The sequence below is a fragment of the Pseudomonas sp. FP453 genome, from assembly GCF_030687495.1.
In the GTDB taxonomy this organism is placed as follows: domain Bacteria; phylum Pseudomonadota; class Gammaproteobacteria; order Pseudomonadales; family Pseudomonadaceae; genus Aquipseudomonas.
Genome location: NZ_CP117435.1, coordinates 1,675,952 through 1,697,148, shown reverse-complemented (window position 1 = coordinate 1,697,148; position 21,197 = coordinate 1,675,952). Strand labels below are relative to the sequence as shown.

Annotated in this window: 23 protein-coding genes, 1 tRNA gene and 1 pseudogene; 12 read left to right on the top strand and 13 right to left on the bottom strand. The window is 59.8% G+C overall.

The features are described 5' to 3' along the window. Nucleotides 1-33 precede the first annotated feature (33 nt). The 8 genes and pseudogenes from PSH87_RS07715 to PSH87_RS07680 all read left to right on the top strand — a co-directional run bounded on the left by PSH87_RS07715 (nt 34) and on the right by PSH87_RS07680 (nt 6,484). Complete coding sequence (locus PSH87_RS07715) at nt 34-831, top strand: hypothetical protein (RefSeq protein ID WP_305433032.1); 798 nt, start codon at nt 34-36, stop codon at nt 829-831. Between the two features lie 569 nt (nt 832-1,400). Continuing rightward, a complete protein-coding gene (locus PSH87_RS07710) occupies nt 1,401-1,703 on the top strand; it encodes a type II toxin-antitoxin system HigB family toxin (protein WP_305433031.1) in 303 nt (100 codons plus the stop codon). 3 nt (nt 1,704-1,706) lie between these two features. Beyond that, nucleotides 1,707-2,085 (top strand): annotated as a pseudogene (locus PSH87_RS07705) (type II toxin-antitoxin system HigA family antitoxin). A 176-nt stretch (nt 2,086-2,261) separates the two neighbouring features. Beyond that, complete coding sequence (locus PSH87_RS07700) at nt 2,262-3,083, top strand: SDR family NAD(P)-dependent oxidoreductase (RefSeq protein ID WP_305433030.1); 822 nt, start codon at nt 2,262-2,264, stop codon at nt 3,081-3,083. Between the two features lie 28 nt (nt 3,084-3,111). Continuing rightward, a complete protein-coding gene (locus tag PSH87_RS07695; RefSeq protein ID WP_305433029.1) occupies nt 3,112-4,137 on the top strand; it encodes an AraC family transcriptional regulator in 1,026 nt (341 codons plus the stop codon). Between the two features lie 172 nt (nt 4,138-4,309). Beyond that, nucleotides 4,310-5,536 (top strand): MFS transporter, encoded by a 1,227-nt coding sequence (locus tag PSH87_RS07690; protein ID WP_305433028.1) that lies wholly within the window; start codon nt 4,310-4,312, stop codon nt 5,534-5,536. Between the two features lie 431 nt (nt 5,537-5,967). Beyond that, a complete protein-coding gene (locus PSH87_RS07685) occupies nt 5,968-6,207 on the top strand; it encodes a type II toxin-antitoxin system RelB/DinJ family antitoxin (RefSeq protein ID WP_124525834.1) in 240 nt (79 codons plus the stop codon). Next, on the top strand, nt 6,197-6,484 hold the full coding sequence (locus tag PSH87_RS07680; protein WP_305433027.1) for a type II toxin-antitoxin system RelE/ParE family toxin: 288 nt from the start codon (nt 6,197-6,199) through the stop codon (nt 6,482-6,484). The genes PSH87_RS07685 and PSH87_RS07680 overlap by 11 nt, the downstream gene beginning before the upstream one ends. Before the next feature lie 84 nt (nt 6,485-6,568). Here the strand turns inward: PSH87_RS07680 and PSH87_RS07675 are convergent. From PSH87_RS07675 to dapA, 5 genes are all read right to left on the bottom strand, one after another. Then, nucleotides 6,569-6,658, bottom strand: a tRNA-Ser gene (locus tag PSH87_RS07675). A gap of 84 nt (nt 6,659-6,742) precedes the next feature. Beyond that, a complete protein-coding gene (gene purC / locus PSH87_RS07670; RefSeq protein WP_017736329.1) occupies nt 6,743-7,456 on the bottom strand; it encodes a phosphoribosylaminoimidazolesuccinocarboxamide synthase in 714 nt (237 codons plus the stop codon). Nucleotides 7,457-7,483: 27 nt separating this feature from the next. After that, entirely contained in the window at nt 7,484-8,242 is a 759-nt protein-coding gene (locus tag PSH87_RS07665; RefSeq protein WP_017736330.1) for an MBL fold metallo-hydrolase, read from the bottom strand. Nucleotides 8,243-8,246: 4 nt separating this feature from the next. Next, complete coding sequence (gene bamC / locus PSH87_RS07660) at nt 8,247-9,362, bottom strand: outer membrane protein assembly factor BamC (protein WP_017736331.1); 1,116 nt, start codon at nt 9,360-9,362, stop codon at nt 8,247-8,249. A 17-nt stretch (nt 9,363-9,379) separates the two neighbouring features. Beyond that, complete coding sequence (gene dapA, locus PSH87_RS07655; protein WP_017736332.1) at nt 9,380-10,258, bottom strand: 4-hydroxy-tetrahydrodipicolinate synthase; 879 nt, start codon at nt 10,256-10,258, stop codon at nt 9,380-9,382. Between the two features lie 273 nt (nt 10,259-10,531). Here dapA and PSH87_RS07650 point away from each other — a divergent pair, with 273 nt between their 5' ends. Further along, nucleotides 10,532-11,092 carry a glycine cleavage system protein R gene (locus PSH87_RS07650; RefSeq protein ID WP_003189463.1) on the top strand — a complete coding sequence of 187 codons (561 nt, stop codon included), beginning with the start codon at nt 10,532-10,534 and terminating at the stop codon, nt 11,090-11,092. Nucleotides 11,093-11,102: 10 nt separating this feature from the next. Beyond that, complete coding sequence (locus PSH87_RS07645) at nt 11,103-11,576, top strand: peroxiredoxin (RefSeq protein WP_124525839.1); 474 nt, start codon at nt 11,103-11,105, stop codon at nt 11,574-11,576. A gap of 36 nt (nt 11,577-11,612) precedes the next feature. Here the strand turns inward: PSH87_RS07645 and PSH87_RS07640 are convergent, their stop codons facing one another. Both PSH87_RS07640 and PSH87_RS07635 read right to left on the bottom strand, forming a co-directional pair. Next, complete coding sequence (locus PSH87_RS07640; protein WP_017736334.1) at nt 11,613-12,683, bottom strand: AI-2E family transporter; 1,071 nt, start codon at nt 12,681-12,683, stop codon at nt 11,613-11,615. A 31-nt stretch (nt 12,684-12,714) separates the two neighbouring features. Continuing rightward, nucleotides 12,715-12,954, bottom strand: a complete 240-nt coding sequence (locus PSH87_RS07635; RefSeq protein WP_305433026.1) for a sulfurtransferase TusA family protein — start codon at nt 12,952-12,954, stop codon at nt 12,715-12,717. A 95-nt stretch (nt 12,955-13,049) separates the two neighbouring features. Here PSH87_RS07635 and PSH87_RS07630 point away from each other — a divergent pair, with 95 nt between their 5' ends. After that, nucleotides 13,050-14,483: a M48 family metalloprotease gene (locus PSH87_RS07630; RefSeq protein ID WP_305433025.1), complete on the top strand. Its 1,434-nt coding sequence runs from the start codon at nt 13,050-13,052 to the stop codon at nt 14,481-14,483. A 126-nt stretch (nt 14,484-14,609) separates the two neighbouring features. On the opposite strand, the gene PSH87_RS07625 is transcribed toward PSH87_RS07630, so the two are convergent. The 4 genes from PSH87_RS07625 to rpoE form a co-directional block, all read right to left on the bottom strand. After that, the gene (locus tag PSH87_RS07625) at nt 14,610-16,046 is read right to left on the bottom strand and encodes a DegQ family serine endoprotease (protein ID WP_305433024.1); all 1,437 of its coding nucleotides are present in this window, start codon (nt 16,044-16,046) and stop codon (nt 14,610-14,612) included. 235 nt (nt 16,047-16,281) lie between these two features. Further along, entirely contained in the window at nt 16,282-17,244 is a 963-nt protein-coding gene (locus tag PSH87_RS07620; RefSeq protein WP_026136747.1) for a MucB/RseB C-terminal domain-containing protein, read from the bottom strand. Between the two features lie 15 nt (nt 17,245-17,259). Then, nucleotides 17,260-17,847, bottom strand: coding sequence for a sigma-E factor negative regulatory protein (locus tag PSH87_RS07615; RefSeq protein ID WP_016975168.1), 588 nt, complete (start codon nt 17,845-17,847; stop codon nt 17,260-17,262). A 32-nt stretch (nt 17,848-17,879) separates the two neighbouring features. Beyond that, nucleotides 17,880-18,461 carry an RNA polymerase sigma factor RpoE gene (rpoE, locus tag PSH87_RS07610; protein ID WP_003172477.1) on the bottom strand — a complete coding sequence of 194 codons (582 nt, stop codon included), beginning with the start codon at nt 18,459-18,461 and terminating at the stop codon, nt 17,880-17,882. A gap of 463 nt (nt 18,462-18,924) precedes the next feature. Here rpoE and nadB point away from each other — a divergent pair, with 463 nt between their 5' ends. Beyond that, nucleotides 18,925-20,541: an L-aspartate oxidase gene (nadB, locus tag PSH87_RS07605; protein WP_305433023.1), complete on the top strand. Its 1,617-nt coding sequence runs from the start codon at nt 18,925-18,927 to the stop codon at nt 20,539-20,541. On the opposite strand, the gene PSH87_RS07600 is transcribed toward nadB, so the two are convergent. Together PSH87_RS07600 and PSH87_RS07595 are read right to left on the bottom strand one after the other, a co-directional pair. After that, nucleotides 20,510-20,956, bottom strand: coding sequence for a hypothetical protein (locus PSH87_RS07600; protein ID WP_026136750.1), 447 nt, complete (start codon nt 20,954-20,956; stop codon nt 20,510-20,512). The two genes, nadB and PSH87_RS07600, sit on opposite strands and share 32 nt — an antisense overlap. Continuing rightward, nucleotides 20,940-21,194: a succinate dehydrogenase assembly factor 2 gene (locus tag PSH87_RS07595; protein WP_017736358.1), complete on the bottom strand. Its 255-nt coding sequence runs from the start codon at nt 21,192-21,194 to the stop codon at nt 20,940-20,942. The genes PSH87_RS07600 and PSH87_RS07595 overlap by 17 nt, the downstream gene beginning before the upstream one ends. Nucleotides 21,195-21,197: the final 3 nt, after the last annotated feature.

Here is a 21,197-nt window from a genome sequence, read left to right as displayed (position 1 = left end):
TGGCGACGCGGGGCCTGTCTTGCAGGTGCTCCAGTGATCGCCGCCCTCGGTTTCTTCGCCTGGCAAAGCTTCTACCCCGTGAGTGCGGCGGCCGGTTGGAACGTGCAAGTGGTACATCGCGACGTGGCGAAAGCGGCATCGCTGATGCCGTTGTCGGACGGTTCGCTGGTGGTCAGCCAGGAACTCGACAAGGGCAAGGGCAGCATCGTGCGCATCCACCCCGACGGCTCGCGTGAAGTGGTGGTGGCCAACCTGTCGAAACCCGACGGCATGGTGCCAACCCGTGGCGGTTGGGTGTTCAGCCAGGAGTCCGCCGACTTGCCCGTCAGCTTCTACAAGGACGGCGTGGTCACCGAACTGTTCAAGGGTGACAGCGTGCAAGGCTTGTGGGTTGAGGGCGATGACCTCTATGCCATCGAAGACCGCAAGCCGGCCGGGCGCCTGCTGCGCTACCGCTGGAGCGACCAGTCGCTGACCGTAGTGCGCGACCAGGTGCAGGAAGGCGAAGCCATCGTGCGCTGCACGGACGGGCGCCTGCTCTACAACGAGAAGAGCAAGGGCGTGGTGCGCGAACTGACTGCCGACGGCAGCGACCCGGTGGTGCTGAGCAACTTGAACCAGCCGACCTTCCTGATGTGCGACGAGCGCGGGCTGTGGATCAACGAAGATGCCACGCACCGGGCGCGGTTGCTGCTGATTGATAAGCAGGGGCGCCAGCAGACCATTCTGTCTTTCCTCAAAGCCCCCCAGTCGATTGTGCCGAGCGGGCGCGGGACGTATCTGGTGGCTGAGGGTGGGAGAAGTCGGGTGTTGGAGCTGACGCCTGAGTAGCGTCTGTCTCGACGCAGATCACGGCGGCTGAAATCGTGACGCTGGCCAGGTACCAGGGCTTCGGTGGCGCAAGTGGGAAATGAGTAGTCATAAATATCAATAGGTTATTTGTGCTACTCACGAGCACAACACCAGCGAACGACAATACTGAGAACGTCGAAAACTTCCCCCCCAAGTCGGTTTGAAATGGAAAAAACTCTACTCGCCTTTGTAGTGATCACCTGCCTGGCTGGCTGTGTCGGTGCGCAACTTTCAGTCCCCGATGAAAAAAACGAAGCCGTTCCAGATCACCGGGAATCATCCGCGAAAGAAACCGAGCGCGAATGGTGTGGGATGACGCTTTGGGTTGGGTTGCCACTGCCGCTGAAACTGCCCGTTTGCCAGTCACGACCGCCTCCGTCATACCTGTACGCATGCGGCCCTTTCATGTTCCTGGGGCCGATCATGCATAGCTACGAGGGAAATTTCTTCTGTGGAAAATTTCTTTGATAGCTACAGGCGACAAGAAAAAAATGGTTGTACTAGCCCCCCCGCTTGCACAAGTCCCATCGCGGGACTAGGATCCTCCCATGAGAATTATCGCGATCAGCCAACTCAAGGCGTTTTGGCAGAAGTACCCTGATTCTGAACAGCCACTACTCGCCTGGATAGACGAAGCAAAAAACGCCGACTGGTCCAACCCGACAGACATCAAGGAGCAGTTTCGAAACGTCAGCATTCTCAAGAGCCGAAGGGTCGTCTTCAATATCAAAGGCAACGATTACCGGCTCGTGGTCGCTGTGGCTTACCGCTACGGCGCTCTCTATATCAAGTTTGTCGGCACGCATAAGCAGTACGACACGATAGACGCCGATACCGTTGAAACGGAGTAACCCATGAATATCCGACCTATCCACACTGAGCAGGACTACAAAGACGCGCTCAAGTCTGTTTCCCCGCTATTCGACAATGAGCCCGAACCCGGCACGCCGGAAGGTGATTATTTTGATGTGATGATCACCTTGATCGAGGCCTATGAAGCGAAGCACTTCCCCGTGGACCTGCCTAATCCGGTCGATGCCATTCGTTTCAGAATGGAACAGTCCGGGCTATCGGCAGCCGAATCTAGTGCCTGCGATTGGTCGCCAAAATCGGGTTTATGAGGTGCTGAATGGCAAACGAGCGCTGACATTGCCAATGATCTGGAAGCTGCATGAAATGTTTGGAATTCCTGCCGAAAGTCTGATCAAGCCGGTAAAACACGTCCCAGGTTAGATGTGAAAACGATGCCCCCGGTTTGTATTGGGTCAAGTCCCCTCCCCAATTACCCATCCAACAATTGGCGCACTTTGCAAGTCAACTGGCCCCCTCTTGCTAGTGTAGAAGCCCCCTCCATCGACCATCCTTCGTGCGCTGGCTAACTCAAGCGTCCCCCACGAAGAGGTGTTCACATGTCCAAGATCTGGTTTATCACCGGCAGTTCCCGTGGCCTTGGCCGCGCCATTACCGAGGCGGCGTTGCGCGACGGTGATCGCGTGGTTGCCACTGCGCGCAATCTGCGCCAACTGGATGATTTGGTAGCCGAGTACGGCACGGCGATTTTCCCCGTGCAATTGGACGTGACCGACAACCAACAGGTCTTGCACGCGGTCGACGCTGCGGTGTCACGTTTCGGCCGCCTGGATGTGGTGGTCAACAACGCAGGCTATGGCGATTTAGCGTCGGTTGAAGATGTGACGCTGGATGATTTCAAGGCGCAGATCGATACCAACCTGTATGGCGTGGTACACGTGACCAAGGCCGTGGTGCCAGTATTGCGCGGCCAGGGCAGTGGGCACATCTTTCAGGTATCGTCCGTGGGCGGGCGTATTGGCATGGCGGGGCTCGCGGCTTACCAGAGCGCGAAGTGGGCCGTCAGCGGTTTTTCGACCGTGCTGGCGCAAGAGGTAAGCCCGCTGGGGGTTCAAGTGACGGTGTTGGAGCCGGGCGGCATGCGCACAGACTGGGCAGGTTCGTCCATGACCATCCGACCGATCAGCGAGCCTTACCAGCAAAGCGTCGGCTTCCTGGTTGACCTGCTCAACTCCCCTGGCATTTTACCGACCAGCCCGGCGCGGGTTGCCGAGATCGTGATTGAATTGGCGCTGAGCAAAGACGCCCCGCTACGCCTGCTGATCGGCAGCGACGCCGTGCACTACGCCGCCATAGCGGCGGAAGACTTGGCCGCCTCCGACGAAAAATGGCGTGACCTCAGCGTGTCAGCCTCTGACTGATTTGATTGTTTGCAACAAAAGGTGACCCATGCCTGACGCACGCCAATCGCGCTTCACTATTTCCGATGTCTTTTGGCAGGCCCTGAAAGCCATCGACCTCGAACCAGCGATGGTGTTGCGTCAGGCGCGGCTGCCCGGCACGCTCAACTTGCATGCACACAGGGAACGTCGCCAGGTCAGTACCGAGGAGTTTTTCCGTCTGTGGGAAGCGGTCGCGACGCTCAATGCGAACCCGGCCGCCGCGATCCTGATGGTCACCCAACTGGATAGCGCCACACTGCCACCCTCCAGTTTTGTGGCATTTATCGCCCGCGATTTTCGCGATGGCTTGCACCGCCTCGCACGCTTCAAACAGCTGTGCACACTTGAACGCTTACAGGTCACAGAAACAGGCACCACCTGCACCGTCACTATCGATTGGCTGCGCACCCAAGCCCCGCCTCCTGCGCTATTGATCGACGCGGCATTTGCCACATTCGTCGAGTTGGGCAGACGAGGCTCCAGGGTGCATATCATCCCGCGCCGTGTCGAACTGGCTCGACCGTACAGCGGCGATAACGCGTTGGCCGATTTTTATGGCTGCACCGTACGCTACGGCGCCGAACGCAACGCCCTGATATTTGACGCCGCCGATCTGAACCGCCCCTTCCCCAGTCATAACCCCGAACTGCTCGACATGCTCAATCCGGCCCTGGTCGCCGCGTTGGCCGAAGCCACCGCGCCGTCCACGATCAGCCTTCAAGTGAAAAGCGCCCTCAAGCGCACCCTTGCCAGTGGTCGCCCGGAAATGGCCGAGGTGGCGCGGGAAATCGGCATGAGCGAGCGCACCTTGCAACGGCGTATGACCGAAGAAGGCACGAGCTTCCGCCAACTGATGCTGGAGACACGCCAAGAGATGGTGCGCCACCTGCTCAGTGAACCCTTGGTTGACATCGACGAGATTGCCTGCCTGCTGGGCTACGAAGACACCAACTCGTTTTATCGCGCGTTTCGCGCCTGGGAGGGCACGACTCCGGCGCGCTGGCGGGCGGAACACCTCGCGACGCCCCACTGAATCAGCCCGCGCGAACACAAAAGCGCCTGGCCAGACGCTTCGCATCGATAGCACTGATGATTACTATCGAAACGAGCGCCTGCTCGATATTCGCAACCGATTCATATAATCCTCGCCTGACTCCCTCCCCTCGCCTGGCTTCAGGCGACATGCACCCTGGAACCCCGACACCATGCCAAGCGCCAGCCAGGCCCCTAGCGGCCTTCCCGAACATAATCAACAAAGCGTCAAACAGCAGTGGCTGGCCATTCTCTCGGTGGCCGTGGGCGCCTTCGCCCTGGTCACCAGTGAGTTTCTGCCGGTAGGCGTGCTCAACGACGTCGCCAGCGACCTCGGCATCAGCGCCGGCCACGCCGGCCTGATGGTGACCCTGCCGGGCATCATGGCTGCCCTCGCCGCGCCTTTGCTGTCGGTGTTTATTGGCACCATGGACCGTCGCTACCTGCTGATCGGCCTGACGCTGATCATGATCATTGCCAACTCGGTCGTGGCGTTCGCCAGTGACTTCAACCTGCTGCTGTTCGGACGCGTGCTGCTGGGCATCAGCATCGGCGGCTTCTGGGCCACGGCGATCGCCCTCAGCGGCCGCCTGGCGCCCAAGGGGGTAGGCGTTGCGAAGGCCACCTCGATCATCATGATGGGCGTGACCTTGGCCACCGTGCTGGGCGTACCCGTCGGCACCTGGCTGAGTGGCCTGATGGGCTGGCGCATGACCTTCCTGGTCACCGCATTGGTGGGCGTGCCGGTGCTGCTGGCACAGGTGTTCCTGCTGCCCCGGCTGACCCCGGAAAAGGCCATTCGCGTCAGCGACCTGCCGGCGTTGTTTATCAACCCACAAGCGCGAGTTGGATTGATCGCGGTATTGCTGATCGGCCTGGCGCACTTTGCCGCCTACACCTACGTCGCACCTTTCTTCAAACAGAGCGCCGGGTTCGATGGGCCGACGATTGGTTCGCTGTTGCTGCTCTACGGTGTGGCCGGGGTATTCGGTAATATTTTTGCCGGCTTCGCCGCCAACCGCAGCGTGCGCAACACCTTGCTGCTGGTGGCGCTGATGATTGGCACCAGCACAGCGTTGTTCCCCCACTTCGCCACCGGCATGACCGGCGCCGCAATGCTGATCGCGCTCTGGGGCTTCGCCTTCGGCGCCTTCCCGGCGTGCGCCAGCATCTGGATGTTTGTCGTCGCGCCCAAGGATGTCGAACGCGGCATGCCACTGTTCGTCGCCCTGTTCCAGGTGATTATCGCCTTGGGCTCGTTCTTTGGCGGGCGCATCGTCGACCAGATGGGCAGCGCGGTGCTGCTGAGCCTGGCCACCGCGTTGGTGGGGGCGGGTTTTGTGACCGTGTTGGTGTTGGGGCGCAAGGTGAGTAATAGCTTGGTGGCTCAGCCGGCCTAAGTAGAAAGTTACCCACTAAAAAGCCTGCTGAGCATTGAGCCCAGCAGGCTTTTTCGGTTTTAGGCCGAAGCAGCATTGCGGCAATCGCGGCTTTGGCAAATCTTCGTAATGAGCCCTCACACAATGGAACGTGTAAGCCCAAGCGCCTGAACTAGCCTTGAAAGAGTCGCCGACGTGGCGACAGGCTGATAAGGAGCTTATATGCCAACGAAGTATCGTGATGCGGTCACCGGCGAGTACGTGACAGAGGATGAAGCAAAGAAAAGACCGAGGGAGACGGTAAGGGAGACGGATAAAAAACCTTCACCAAAGCCGAAGGATAAGAAGTAGGTTTGCGCGGGAGGCGTGGACGCCATATGTCGAATCAGACTTGAAACCCTGACACTCTTGATCCAATGTAATGACAAACGTCATTACATGAGGAGTCTTCCATGGCATCCATAAACATTCGAATCGACGACGACCTGAAAGCTCGCGCCTATCTGGAGCTTGAGAGACTCGGCGTCACGCCTTCCGAACTGATGCGCCAGGCCCTGCAATACGTGGCAGATCGCGGTCAATTGCCTTTCAAGCCGGTCCTCATGACTGAAGACGATGAAGCCTTGATGGCCACCGTGCGGGAACGTTTGGCATCCCCCCAACGAGTAAGGGTTTCGATAGATGACCTATAGCCTTGATTTTGATGCGCGCGCATTGAAGGAATGGCAAAAACTCGGCAACACCATCCGTCAGCAGTTGAAGAAGAAGTTAGTGGAGATACTGAACAATCCACGGATTGAAGCCAATCGCCTGCATGGGCTGCCGGACTGCTACAAGATCAAGCTGCGCAGCAGCGGTTACCGGTTGGTCTATCAAGTCATTGATCAGGAAATCACGGTGGTAGTGGTGGCCGTTGATAAGCGCGAGCGTGATCAGGCTTATCAAAAGGCGGCAGATCGTTTGAGCTAGTCATGCAATGGGTGGCCAATTACAAAAATCACCAAAACAAAAAAGCCCCGTAGCTTATTCAGCTACGGGGCTTTTTCTATGTAATGGCGGAGAGATAGGGATTCGAACCCTAGGTACCGGTGAAGGTACAACGGATTTCGAATCCGTCCCATTCGGCCACTCTGGCATCTCTCCAACGGCGCGCATCATAACAGCGTGGTTCAGGAAAGCAAAGCTCGAAAGGAGATTTTTTTCCGTGCTATCAGATGCTTGCGTCGATTAAAGCGGTACGCCGAGACGATTGGCGACTTCTTCGTAAGCTTCGATGACGTCACCGAGGCCCTGACGGAAGCGGTCTTTGTCCATCTTCTTCTTGGTGTCCTTGTCCCACAGGCGGCAGCCGTCCGGGCTGAATTCGTCGCCCAGGACGATGGAGCCGTCGTGGAATACGCCGAATTCGAGTTTGAAGTCCACCAGCAGCAGGCCGGCGTCGTCGAACAGCTTGTTCAGCACGTCGTTGACCTTGAGGGACAATTCCTTCATGCGCGCCAGTTGCTCAGCGGTGCCCCAACCGAACGCCACGACGTGGGATTCGTTGATGAACGGGTCGCCCTTGGCGTCGTCCTTCAGGAACAGTTCGAACGTGTAAGGATTGAGCTTGAGGCCCTCTTCCACGCCCAGGCGCTTGACCAGGCTGCCGGCGGCGTAGTTACGCACGACGCATTCGACCGGGATCATGTCGAGCTTTTTCACCAGGCACTCGTTGTCGCCCAGCAGTTTGTCGAATTGGGTCGGAATACCGGCCTCTTCAAGTTTCTGCATGATGAAGGCGTTGAACTTGTTGTTCACCATGCCCTTGCGATCCAGCTGTTCGATGCGCTTGCCGTCGAACGCCGAGGTGTCGTTGCGAAACAGCAGGATCAGGCGGTTGGCGTCGTCGGTCTTGTACACCGACTTGGCTTTGCCGCGGTAGAGTTCTTCACGTTTTTCCATGATGGGCTCCGCTTTGAGTGAGGTGGGCTAGGCGATGTGTCGCCAGTCGAGCCCTGAATCTTGATCGGCCAGTTGCAGCCAGTCCGGGTCGCACCCGAGGGTGTCGACAAAACATTGCCGGGCAAGCGTCGGCAGGTTGTTCTTGCTGCTCAAGTGGGCCAGGACCAGGTGTTGCAGGTCTTGCCAGCCCAACTCATACACCAGGTATGCCGCCTGGTGGTTGTTCAAATGTCCCAGTTCGCCGCCAACCCGTTGCTTGAGAAAGCGCGGGTAATGACCACGAGCCAGCAGGTCTCGGCAGTGGTTGGACTCGATCATCAACGCATCGAGGTCGCGGTAGCCGTCCAGTACCTTGGCGCAGTAGGAGCCCAGGTCGGTGAGCACGCCGAAACGTCGCTCTCCGCCGCTGAATACATACTGCGTCGGTTCATGGGCGTCATGGGCGACGGCAATCACATCGATGCCCAGGGCGCCAATTTGCAGTTGCTCGCCACCGGCCAGGAAACCTGTGGGTTCAATGGGTTTGCGCATCCCGCGCAAGGTGCCGCGACTGAGGTACACCGGAAGATTGTAGCGCCGAGACAGCAAACCCACGCCATGCACGTGGTCGGCATGTTCGTGGGTTACCAGGATCGCGCTCAGCTGCGCGGGGTGAACCCCCAGGCGCAGCAGGCGTCGCTCGGTCTCTTTCAAGGAGAAACCACAATCCACCAGCACATACGTGTCGTCATGTGCGACCAGCGTGCCGTTCCCTTGGCTACCGCTGCCGAGAACGGCAAAACGCATCGGATCAGCCCAGGTTGTCCTGAATCACGCCCAACACTTTGCGCGCCGTTTCAGCTGGCGCAACGGTGTTGATGTTTTTCTCGACGGTAACTTGCACGCTTTCGCCAACCTTGCTCAAACGAACCTGGTAACGCTCGGCGCGGGTCTCGACTTCTTCCTTGGTCGGCTTGCTGCCGAACAGCTTGCCGAAGAAACCTGGCTCGTCGTCTTTACGCTCGGCCTTTTCAGCCACGTTGATGTAGTAGAGACCCAGGCTGCGGTTGATGTCTTCAACACGCCAAGGGCCCTGCTCCAGGGCGCGACCTACGCTGGCCCAGGCACGGTCGAGGTCTTCGCCGAGGTTCAGCACCACGTTGCCGCTGCCGTCTTCGGTGAGGCTGACACGGCTCGGGGTGTCGTAGTCACGCGCGGCGAGCAGGGAAACCGAACCGCCCTTCTCGGAGATACGGCTCATGCTGGCCAGCATCTCGTCGACCAATGCCGAGTCGACACCGGTGTTGACCGAACGGTTGGTGAAATCAACATTGGCGGTGCTGCCGGCAGGACGCTCGGCGCTGACCACATAGACTTCACTGGTATTACGCTGCACGCCTGGCTCGATGCGCACACGCACACGGGCTTCGCTGTCGGCGGCTACACCACCGGCTTGCAGGCGCTTGGCCATGGTGGCGGACAGTTCGCTGCCCTGCTGCCATGCCGTGGTGAACTCGCCGGTCTGCGGGCGCTGCTGGTCGATGCGGAAACCGTTGTCCTGGAAGAACTGCACGGCCACCGGCCAGACTTCGGCAGGTGGGCGCTGCGCGACGATCCAGCGCGAATCACCGCTCTTTTGCAGGCTGTAGTCGCTGGCATCCGCCACGGCCGAGATCGGCTGTGGACGTGGCACGACGTACTCACCCTTGGTGGTGTCGTCGGCAACGTTGCGCGGGATCGGCAGCAACGGGTCAAGGCGCTTGGCGACGTTGACGTCCGGCGGCAGTTGCATCGGTTTGGTTGCTTGTGCTTCCAGGTAATCGCTGCCGCGGTCACGGAAGTAGCCTTCCGGGCCCCAGATCCAACCGCAGCCACTGGTGCTGGAGATAATCAAGGCAAGTGCGGAAAGTCCGGCCAATCGCTTCATGCGTAGTGCTTCCTCAATTAAACCAGGACGCCGGACTGGCGCAGGGCCTGTCGCAGCGGTTCGTGACAGGCTTCGCTGAGACGGGTGAGCGGCAGACGGATACCGTCCGGCATCAGGCCCATTTCAGTCAGCGCCCATTTCACGGGAATAGGGTTGGATTCGATAAACAGGGTCTTGTTGAGCGGCATCAGCTTCTCGTGGATCGCACGCGCGGTCACGGCGTCGCCGGCGATGGCGGCGGCGCACATTTCGCTCATGGCACGCGGGGCCACGTTGGCGGTCACGGAGATGTTGCCCTTGCCGCCCAGCAGGATCAGCTCGACCGCAGTGGCGTCGTCACCGGAATACAGCAGGAAATCGCTGCTCACGCCGGCCAGGATGTCCTTGGCGCGCTGCAGGTCGCCGGTGGCTTCCTTGATACCGATGATGTTCGGCACGGTGGACAGGCGGATCACGGTCGCAGCCTGCATGTCGCAAGCGGTGCGGCCTGGCACGTTGTAGAGGATCTGCGGGATATCAACGGCTTCGGCAATGGTGCGGAAGTGTTGGTACAGGCCTTCCTGGGTCGGCTTGTTGTAGTACGGGGTCACCAGCAGGCAGGCATCGGCGCCGGCCTTCTTGGCGTTTTTGGTCAGCTCGATCGCTTCACGCGTCGAGTTGGCGCCCGTACCGGCGATCACGGCAATACGGCCCGCAACGCGCTTGACCACGAATTCGATGACCTGGATGTGTTCTTCCACATCGAGGGTGGCCGATTCACCTGTGGTGCCGACGGCCACAATGGCGTTGGTGCCTTCTTGCAGGTGGAAGTCCACCAGTTTGCCCAGGCTGTCCCAGTCGAGATGACCTTGTGCATCCATGGGTGTGACCAGTGCCACCATACTGCCCGCAATCATGCAACCGCTCCTGCCGGAAAAAGAGAGCCGTAATGGTACTGGCGCCAAGATGCTTGCACAAGCGAAGTACCGCCTGAGGATGCGTTCTGGCGCAACTAAACGACGGGCAATGCCATCATTGGGCCAAAGCCTGCCTTTAAGAGAGTCAAAAACCAGCCGTTCACGCAATGAAAACGCCACCTCCTAGCCCTTGGCTGCGCTTTTCGCTACCCTTCAGCCTTTGATCGATACAGCCCACGCGGTATCGACCGCTCATCGCTTTAGGAAGGCTGCATGTCCACCCCCACAGTTCGCGAACAATTCCTTGTTATCAGTGCCCTCGGCGCCAACCCCATGGAGCTGACCAACGTCCTGTGCCGCGCCAGCCATGAGAACCGCTGCGCCGTCGTGACCTCCCGCCTGACCCGCCACGGCGAGTGCAGTGCACTGGTCTTGCAGATCTCCGGTTCCTGGGACGCCCTGGCGCGCCTGGAAACCGGCCTGCCTGGCCTGGCCAAGAAACACGATTTCACCGTCAACGTGGTGCGCAGCGCCGCCCTGGAAAACCGCCCGCAGGCCCTGCCCTATGTGGCCTATGTCAGCTCGGCCTACCGCTCGGACATCGTCAACGAGCTGTGCCAGTTCTTTATCGACCACAACGTCGAGCTGGAGAACCTGACCTGCGACACCTACCAGGCACCACAGACCGGCGGCACCATGCTCAACGCCACGTTCACCGTGACCTTGCCGGCCGGCGTGCAGATCAGCTGGTTGCGCGACCAGTTCCTGGACTTCGCCGATGCGTTGAACCTCGACGCACTGATCGAGCCGTGGCGCCCACAGAACCCAATGTAAGGAACGCTCCATGCCGGTTGTCATCGACACACCCGTAGCCGATTTCGAAGCCCAGGCCACCAGCGGCCAGACCTTCAGCCTCGCCGCCCTCAAGGGCAAGCAAGTGGTGATCTACTTCTACCCGAAGGACAGCACGCCGGGTTGCACCACCGAAGGCCAGGGCTTCCGCGACCAGTACGCGGCATTCAAGGCGGCCAATACCGAAGTGTTTGGCGTATCGCGGGACAGCGTGAAGTCCCACGAGAACTTCAAGGCCAAGCAGGAATTCCCCTTCGAGCTGATCAGCGACAAGGACGAGGCGGTTTGCCAGCTGTTTGATGTGATCAAGCTGAAGAAACTGTATGGCAAGGAATACCTGGGCGTGGACCGCAGCACGTTCCTGATCGACAAGGACGGTGTGCTGCGTCAGGAATGGCGCGGTGTGAAAGTGCCCGGGCATGTGGATGCCGTTTTGGCAGCAGCCCAGGCATTGAACAAGGCATAAATTGTGGCGAGGGAGCTTGCTCCCTCGCCACAATGGTTACAACATTGGCGCTACCACCGGCTCTTGCCGAGGCCACGCATCCAGCACCGCCTTGAACAGCGTCGCCAGGGGAATCGCAAAGAACACCCCCCAGAACCCCCACAACCCGCCAAACAACAACACCGCGCAAATGATCGCTACCGGATGCAGGTTGACCGCCTCCGAGAACAGCAACGGCACGAGCACGTTGCCGTCCAGGGTCTGGATAATCCCGTAGACCGCCATCAGGTAGATGAACTGGTCGCTCCAGCCCCACTGGAACAACGCGATCAACGTCACCGGCACCGTCACCACCACGGCGCCGACATAGGGCACCACCACCGACAACCCCACCAGCAAGGCCAGCAGCGCGGCGTAGTTCAGGTCCAGGGCGATGAAGGCGATGTAGGTCACGCCGCCACAGATAATGATCTCGATGACCTTGCCGCGGATGTAGTTGGCAATCTGCCGATTCATTTCCTCAGCCACACGGGTGATCAACGCCCGTTCGCGCGGCAGGTAGCCACGCACCCAGCGCCCGATCATGGCGCGGTCCTTGAGGAAGAAAAACACCAGGATCGGCACCAGCACCAGGTAGATCATGATGTTCACCAGCAACGGCAGGCTGGACAGGGAAAAGGTCAGCGCCCATTGCCCGAATTTTCCGATCTCGCCGCGTGCCACCTCAATGGCCTGCAACACCTGCTCGTCCGACACCAGGTGCGGGTAACGCTCCGGCAACAGCAGCAGCAACGACTGCCACTTGGCGAGCATGCCGGGCAGTTCGTTGAACAGGGTGATCAACTGGTGCCACAGCAACGGCAGCACCACCACGATAAACAGCACCAGCAGCCCCATGAACAAGGCGAACACCAGCCCCACCGCCGCGCCGCCCGGCAAGCGCAAACGCTCCAGGGTGGTGACCAGGCCCTGCATCAGGTAAGCCAACACCATGCCCGCCAATACCGGCGCCAGCATGCCGCCCAAGGTGAGCACCGCCGTAAAGGCGAGGAACAGCAGGACCGCCAGCACCACCGCTTCTTCATCGGAGAAGTAGCGCTGAATCCAGTCTCGTAACACTTTGAACATCAATCAACCTCGGCGTGGTGGGGCTAGTTTTTCAGGCCTTGCGCAACCAGTAACGGTACACACCGGCGGCTTCTTCTTCGTGCAACAGGGTATGACCGGCCAACCTGGCAAACGTCCGGAAATCACGCTGGGAGCCCGCGTCCGTGGCGATGACCTTGAGCACGGCGCCGCTGGCCAAACGATTGAGTTCCAGCTTGGCCTTGAGCAAGGGCAACGGGCAATTGAGGCCGCTGGCATCGAGTTCGGCATCGAAGGCTACAGCGTCGGTCATGGTTTTACTCCGGGCATCCGTTTGGGCTGCTTAGAATATCTGGTCCGAAGCTCAGTGTCCGGCTACAGTAAGCTCTTTGTCGAAAGGCTCTGTGCATGACTTTTTTGCGCCCCACCCTGCTGACGCTGGCTTGCCTGCTGGCCTCCCCAGGCTTCGCTGACGACCTGCCGTCACTTGGCGACGCCAGTTCTGCCATTGTCTCGCCTCAACAGGAATACCAACTGGGCCGCGCGTGGCTGGCCTACCTGCGTGGCCAGGTCTCACAGCTCAATGATCCGCAGCTCAAGGATTACGTCGAAACCAGCGTCTACAAATTGGTGGAGACCAGCCAGGTCAACGACCGGCGCCTGGAGTTCATCCTGATCAACAGCCCGCAGCTCAACGCCTTTGCCGCGCCCGGCGGCATCGTCGGGGTCAACGGCGGCCTGTTCCTCAACGCGCAGACCGAAGGCGAGTACGCCTCGGTACTGGCCCACGAATTGGCGCACTTGTCGCAACGCCACTTCGCACGTGGCGTTGAAGCCCAGCAGCGCATGCAGATCCCGATGATGGCCGCCCTGCTCGGCGGCATCATCGCCGCTGCCGCCGGTGCAGGCGACGCCGGCATTGCCGCGATTGCCGGCACCCAGGCCGCCGCCATCCAGGAGCAACGCCGCTTTTCGCGCCAGAACGAACAAGAGTCAGACCGCATCGGCATCCTCAACCTGGAAAAAGCCGGCTACGACCCCCGCTCCATGCCGTCCATGTTCGAACGATTGGGACGCCAATACCGCTTTGACGCCAAGCCGCCGGAATTCCTGCTGACGCACCCGGTGACCGAATCGCGGATCGCCGATACCCGCAACCGTGCCGAGCAAGCCAAGCCTGGCGGCAAGGAAGACAGCCTGCGCTATCAACTGATTCGTGCACGGGTGCAACTGCAATACGAAGACACCTCAGGTCTCGCCGCCAAACGGTTCCAGGCGCAATTGGACGAGAACCCGAAAAACGATGTGGCGCGCTACGGCCTGGCCATTGCTCAGATCAAAGGCTCCCAGTTCAAACAAGCGCGGGAGAACCTCACGGCACTGCTTGCCAAGGCGCCGAACGACATTACTTACAACCTGGCGCTGATCCAGTTGGAAATCGACAACAACCATCTGCCCGATGCCCAGCAGCGTACCGATCGAATGCTGACCCAGTATCCCGGCAATTACCCGCTGAATCAGATCCGGGTAGACCTGCTGCTCAAGCAAAACCGCACCGCCGAGGCGGAAAAGGCCTTGGACGGCCTGCTTAAATCCCGCCCTGATGATCCCGACGTCTGGTATCAGGTTGCCGAAACGCGCGGCCTGTCCGGCAATATCATCGGCCTGCATCAGGCTCGCGCCGAGTACTTCGCACTGGTGGGCGACTTCCAGCAAGCCATTCAACAGCTGGACTTCGCCAAGCGCAGGGCGGGCAGCAACTTCCCGCTGTCGTCACGCATCGATGCGCGCCAGCGTGAGCTGATCGAACAGGAACGCCTGGTGAAAGGGATGATGAGCTAAACCCCCGCACGGTGAGTTTGATCGTTCCCATGCTCCACGTGGGAGCGATCTGAGCCAGCAAATTCCGCCCACAAAATAGCCCCGCCTTCGCTGACCGAAGGCGGGGCTTTTTATTGAGCTAGCGGATTACTCGGCCAGCTTGAAGGTAATGAAGCTGGCACGTCCCTGACGCAACACACGCATCGACACCGAGCGATTCTTCGGCAGCGCCTTGGCGATGTCGGTGAACTGCTTGGTGCTGTCGATCGCCTGATTGTTCAGGTGGGTGATGACATCACCTGGCTGCAGGCCGATCAGGGAAGCAGGACCGTCCTGCACTTCCTTGATCACCACGCCACTCTTGAGGTCGAAGCTTTTCTTCTGCTCATCGGTCAGCTCGACCACGGCAATGCCCAAACGATTGCTGCTGCGCTCGACACCCGGCTTGGCGTTGCCCAGGGCATCCAGCGTGGCGCCCTCTTCCGGGATGGCACCGACTGTCAGCTCAACGTTCTGGCGCTTGCCTTCACGGATCACTTCCAGCTTGGCCTTGCTGCCCGCCTTGAGCGCGCCGACCAGATGGGGCAGATCCGCCGACATGACGATCGGCTGGCCGTTCATGGTCAGGATCACGTCACCTACCTGCAAACCACCTTTGGCCGCAGGGCCATCGTCCTGGATCTGTGCAACCAGGGCACCCGCCGGTTTGTCGAGACCAAACGACTCAGCCAGGTCCTTGTTCACTTCCTGGATCACCACGCCCAACCAGCCACGGCTGACCTTGCCACCGCTTTTCAGCTGGTTGGAAACGTCCATGGCCACGTCGATCGGGATGGCGAACGACACGCCCATGAAACCACCGGAACGGGTGTAGATCTGCGAGTTGATACCCACCACTTCGCCGGCCAGGTTGAACAGCGGACCGCCGGAGTTGCCCGGGTTGATCGGCACGTCGGTCTGGATGAACGGCACGTAGTTCTCGTTCGGCAGGCTGCGGCCAATGGCGCTGACGATACCTTGGGTCACGGTGTGGTCAAAACCAAACGGCGAACCGATGGCGACCACCCACTGCCCGGCTTTCAAGTCCTGGGATTTACCCAGCTTCAGCACGGGCAGGTCTTTGCCTTCGATCTTCAGCAAGGCCACGTCGGAGCGCGGGTCAGTGCCCACCAGCTTGGCTTTCAGCTCGCTGCGATCCGCCAGGCGTACGAGGATCTCGTCAGCGTCGGCAATCACGTGGTTGTTGGTGAGGATGTAGCCATCCGGCGAAATGATGAAACCCGACCCCAAGGACTGGGCCTCACGCTGGCCACCGCCACCGCGCGGGGAACGCTGTTGCGGCATGCCGCGCTCGAAGAACTCGCGCAACATCGGCGGCAGGCCTTCCAGGTCTGGCATCTGCTGGTTGGAGACTTTGCGATCCGGCAGTTTCTGCGTGGTACTGATGTTCACCACCGCAGGCGAGGCCTGTTCAACCAATTGGGTGAAGTCAGGCAGCTCGGCCGCTTGCGCAGGCAAGGCCTGGCCCAGCACCAATACCGTGGCGACGATGGATAGGTAAGACTTCAAACGTGGTATCGACATACAGCTCCCGTTACGACGAGCAGGGTTGAGCGACAGGGTTCAAGAAACGCCGGAAACTGCGACCGACATTTTTGTTCCGCGAACAAAACATGGCCAGGGCCGACAAGCCCTGACCTATAAAAAACATGGGGGATTTTTGCAAGTGAAAATGCTGATCCATTCATTTCATGCTCTCGGCAACCGACCCGGCATGGGCTTCACAGTGAAAGCTCAAGATGAACATAGGATTAACAACTCACGGCTGGGCGGTGGTCTTTTTTTCACCGCGCACGGATAGCGCGATGCGTTCGGCGGTGCCGATGGGGATTTCGCCAACAACGGTCACCATCATCTCGCCATCCACCGTATTCAGGCGGCGCGATACGGCAACCGTAGGGCCCAGCTGGGTACGGGTCTCAGTCACGCTTGCGTCGTTGATCGGCTCAAGGAACACCGAGAAACGCGCCAGGCCGTCTTCATACATCAGGCTATCGACGGTGGCTTTTGTCTGGGTGTCTGTGCGGGCACTGCTGTTGGTCAGTTGAAAGCCTGGCGGCAACCATTCCATATGCCAGTGTTCGGTTGGCGCAACTTCTGACGCGTTACCGTTGGCTGCGGCAATGGGCGTGCATTCGCTGCTGGGTTGTAAATCCCGATCCTCAGGCACGGCCGACGTGTTCAAGCGCGTGAACTGGAAACGCTCCAGCAGCTGCCCTTGGTCATTGAGCAACAGGGACTTGAGCGGCAAGGCGGTTTCACGGTCCAGGTGCAGTTCAAAGCCGTACCGATATTGATCACGCGGCGTGATTGAAACGATCACCGCATTACGACCGGCCACACGGGATTTACCGATGACGGCCAGCTCATAGAATTCATTGAGTTTTTGCGGATCAAGCGCACGTGATGGTGCATCACGCGAATTACCAAGGCCTGCGACAAGGGCGCCGCTGACACACTGGGTACGGCCATCCAACCGCACGACTTCCTGGGCCGAACCATCGAGCTGCAAGAGCCGCTCACGGACCTGACCGTCCTGGACGCGATGCCAGATGTCATGGGTAGAAAAACTGCCATTACGCTCGTAGACGAACGTACCTTGAAAGCTTTGCTGCTGCTCTGCACGCCCAAGTCGAGTCAGCCAGTCTTGGGCTTCATCGGCGTGGGCGGGGAGTGCAAACCAACCACTGAGCAAAAGCGTAAGGAGCGGTATGGCGCGCATAGAGCTCCTTACGGATTAGCGGTTTTCCAGGCTTGCTGCGCGAGCATAGGGCAGAGCGGTTTCAGTGCCTTTCAGAGCTGATTCCTGAGCGTGTTGGCGCAGGTAGCCTGGAAGACGCTGGTCCTGCCAGCCGGATTGCCCTTGCAGAACACCATTGGCCATCGGACCGGTGGTGTCAGAGCTTTCCTTGTAGCCGGCCAGTACCGCTGGGCCTTTGACCTGAGGTCCAGCCATCACCGGTTGCTGAGTCTGCTGGGCCAGTTCGGCGCCGGCGATTTCGTCCTGGTTGTACAGGCGAACACCTGCCAATACCGCGACGGTCACCGAGGCAGCAACTGCCAGGCGACCCAGGCTACGCCATGGACCACGAGCAGCTTTTGCCGGAACGGCTTCATCAGCTAGTGCGGCAGAAACGGCCGCAGCAATATCCAGACGAGGGATTAGTAGATCCTTGTGCATCACCGCCCGAGCGACTTGGTAACGAGACCAGGTATCACGGGTTTCGGCATCATCAAATGCGTTGAGCACTCGACGAAGTTCCAGTTCATCCGCTTCGTTATCCATCACTGCGGACAGCGATTCCTGCAGGGCATCACGACTCATGGCGGTTCCTCTCTTGGCTGTCGCCGCTGTCTTTAGTTTTCCTGCAACAACGGTTGCAAGGCTTTATCGATGGCTTCCCGGGCCCGGAAGATCCGTGACCGTACAGTCCCCACCGGACACTGCATGACGCTCGCAATGTCTTCGTAACTCAGACCGTCGAATTCACGTAAAGTTAACGCCGTACGCAAATCTTCTGGCAGTTGCTGAATAGTGCGATGAACGGTGCCTTCGATCTCGTCGCGCAGCAATGCACGCTCCGGCGACTCGAGATCTTTGAGGCCGTGATCACCATCGTAGAATTCAGCATCTTCTGAACTAACATCGCTATCCGGTGGGCGGCGTCCGCGAGACACCAGATAGTTCTTCGCCGTGTTGATGGCGATGCGGTACAGCCACGTGTAAAACGCACTGTCACCGCGGAAATTGCCAAGTGCACGGTAGGCCTTGATAAAGGCTTCCTGTGCAACGTCCTGCGCTTCATGGGTGTCGTGCACAAACCGCACGATCAACCCGAGAATTTTGTGCTGGTATTTCAGCACTAGCAGATCAAATGCGCGCTTGTCGCCGCGTTGAACGCGCTCGACCAGCTGCTGATCCTCTTCCTGGGTTAGCATGAACACTCCTCGTTGTGCTTGAAGGAGGCTTGCATAACTAAACGATCAGGCTTGCAAACATAGACTAGGACTTTTCGCAAAAGTTCTCCCCCTCAAAGCAAGTTTCCGGCATGCACTGATTTGGCACACACGAAAAACGCAGCACGGGCAACGCCGACTGCGCGAATAATCTTGTCGCCGGTTTTCTGACGCGTCCAATGCACCCGACGGGCCAATAAACTCAACGTTTTCCCAGCTTTCGGGCAACCTGCTATTGAGTCGGGGCTTATGCAAAAAGTTCCCACTTCAATAACCGGCCGATTTTACCCACGCCGTGCACCGTAATCTCACATTGCCACGAATGCCCGGCTATTGTGCCGCTCAGCCCCTCTATATACTAGTAGCCCGTGTGACCCTTTGATTCGCCGATCCAGGCGTCCTGTTTGCGCCAGTCCTTTGGATCGCTTTTTGCGGAATCCTTCAAATGAGCCAACAGTTTCAACACGATGTTCTGGTGATCGGTAGCGGCGCGGCCGGCTTGAGCCTGGCGCTGACCCTCCCCAGCCACCTGCGAATTGCCGTACTGAGCAAAGGCAACCTGGCCAACGGCTCGACATTCTGGGCCCAGGGCGGCGTCGCCGCCGTGCTGGACGACACTGACACGGTGCAATCCCACGTCGAAGACACCCTCAACGCCGGCGGCGGCCTGTGCAACGAAGACGCCGTGCGCTTCACCGTCGAGCATAGCCGCGAAGCGATCCAATGGCTGATCGACCAAGGCGTGCCGTTCACCCGCGATGAACACGCGGGCAGCGACGATGGCGGTTTCGAGTTCCACCTGACCCGCGAGGGCGGCCACAGCCACCGGCGCATCATCCACGCCGCCGACGCCACCGGCGCCGCCATCTTCAAGACCCTGCTCGAACAAGCCCGCCAACGCCCCAACATCGAACTGCTGGAGCAACGCGTCGCCGTCGACCTGATCACCGAAAAACGCCTGGGCCTGGACGGCGAGCGCTGCCTCGGCGCCTACGTACTCAACCGCGCCAGCGGCGAAGTCGATACCTACGGCGCACGCTTCACCATCCTCGCCTCAGGCGGCGCCGCCAAGGTCTACCTCTATACCAGCAACCCCGACGGTGCTTGTGGCGACGGCATCGCCATGGCCTGGCGCTCGGGCTGCCGGGTGGCCAACCTGGAGTTCAACCAGTTCCACCCGACCTGCCTGTACCACCCGCAGGCCAAGAGTTTCCTCATCACCGAAGCGCTGCGCGGCGAAGGCGCCCACCTGAAGCTGCCGAACGGCGAGCGTTTCATGCAGCGCTTCGACCCCCGCGCCGAACTGGCGCCACGGGACATCGTCGCCCGCGCCATCGACCATGAAATGAAGCGCCTGGGCATCGACTGCGTGTACCTGGACATCAGCCACAAGCCCGAAGCCTTCATCAAGACGCACTTCCCGACCGTCTACGAGCGCTGCCTGACGTTCAACATCGACATCACCAAAGGCCCGATCCCCGTGGTCCCGGCCGCGCACTACACCTGCGGCGGCGTGATGGTCGACCAACACGGCCGCACCGACGTGCCCGGCCTGTATGCGATTGGCGAAACCAGCTTCACCGGCCTGCACGGCGCCAACCGCATGGCCAGCAATTCGCTGCTCGAATGCTTCGTCTACGCGCGCTCGGCGGCGGCGGACATCCTCGAACAACTGCCGCGCATCGCCGTGCCAGACGCCCTGCCCCGCTGGGACGCGAGCCAGGTCACCGATTCGGACGAAGACGTGATCATCGCCCACAACTGGGACGAGCTGCGGCGGTTCATGTGGGACTACGTGGGGATCGTGCGCACCAACAAGCGCCTGCAACGCGCGCAACATCGCGTGCGGCTGCTGCTGGATGAGATCGACGAGTTCTACAGCAACTATAAAGTCAGCCGCGACCTGATCGAGTTGCGCAACCTGGCCCAAGTGGCGGAACTGATGATTCGCTCCGCCATGGAACGCAAGGAAAGCCGCGGCCTGCATTACACCCTCGACTACCCCGACATGCTGCCCGAGGCCCGCGACACTATCCTGGTGCCAACCACCTACGGCGACTGAACTTCAAACGCACCCGCAGGCGCCGATGCAGATCGGCAGCCTGCGAATCGGCCGGCACACAGATCGAACGCACCCACCACTGCCCCGGCACGCGATAACGCAGCACCACGATCAACGGCAACGCCAGGCTGTCGGGACGCAACTGCACGCCATGCCAGCCACGCGCCGCGCTCCACAACTGCCAGCCGCTTTCATCGCGGCGCAGGCCACGAACAGACGAACGGTGAGTCAGCAGCACATGGCGCGGCAAAACCCAGGCGGCATGCGCCAGGCACACCAGCACGCCGAGGCTTGAATAAGGCAGGTCGAGGGACAACAGCGCACCCAGCGCGAACAGCTGGGCAAGGAGATACGCCGCCAGCAACAGCCGTGAGGCCTGCCAGCGGCATTCAAACGTATTACTTGGGCTGGACACGATCCAGGATCATCCGAACCATGCGCTGCAGCTCAGGGTCTTCCGATTCGGCGCGTTCCATGAACCAGCCGAACATGTCCTGGTCTTCGCACGTCAGCAGCCGGACGTAGAGGTCGCGGTCCACCTTGTCGAGCGTCGCGTAGACCTCCTTGGTGAAAGGCACCAGCAACACATCCAACTCCAGCATGCCGCGACGGCTGTGCCAGTAGAGGCGATTGATTTCTACATCTTCGACCATGGA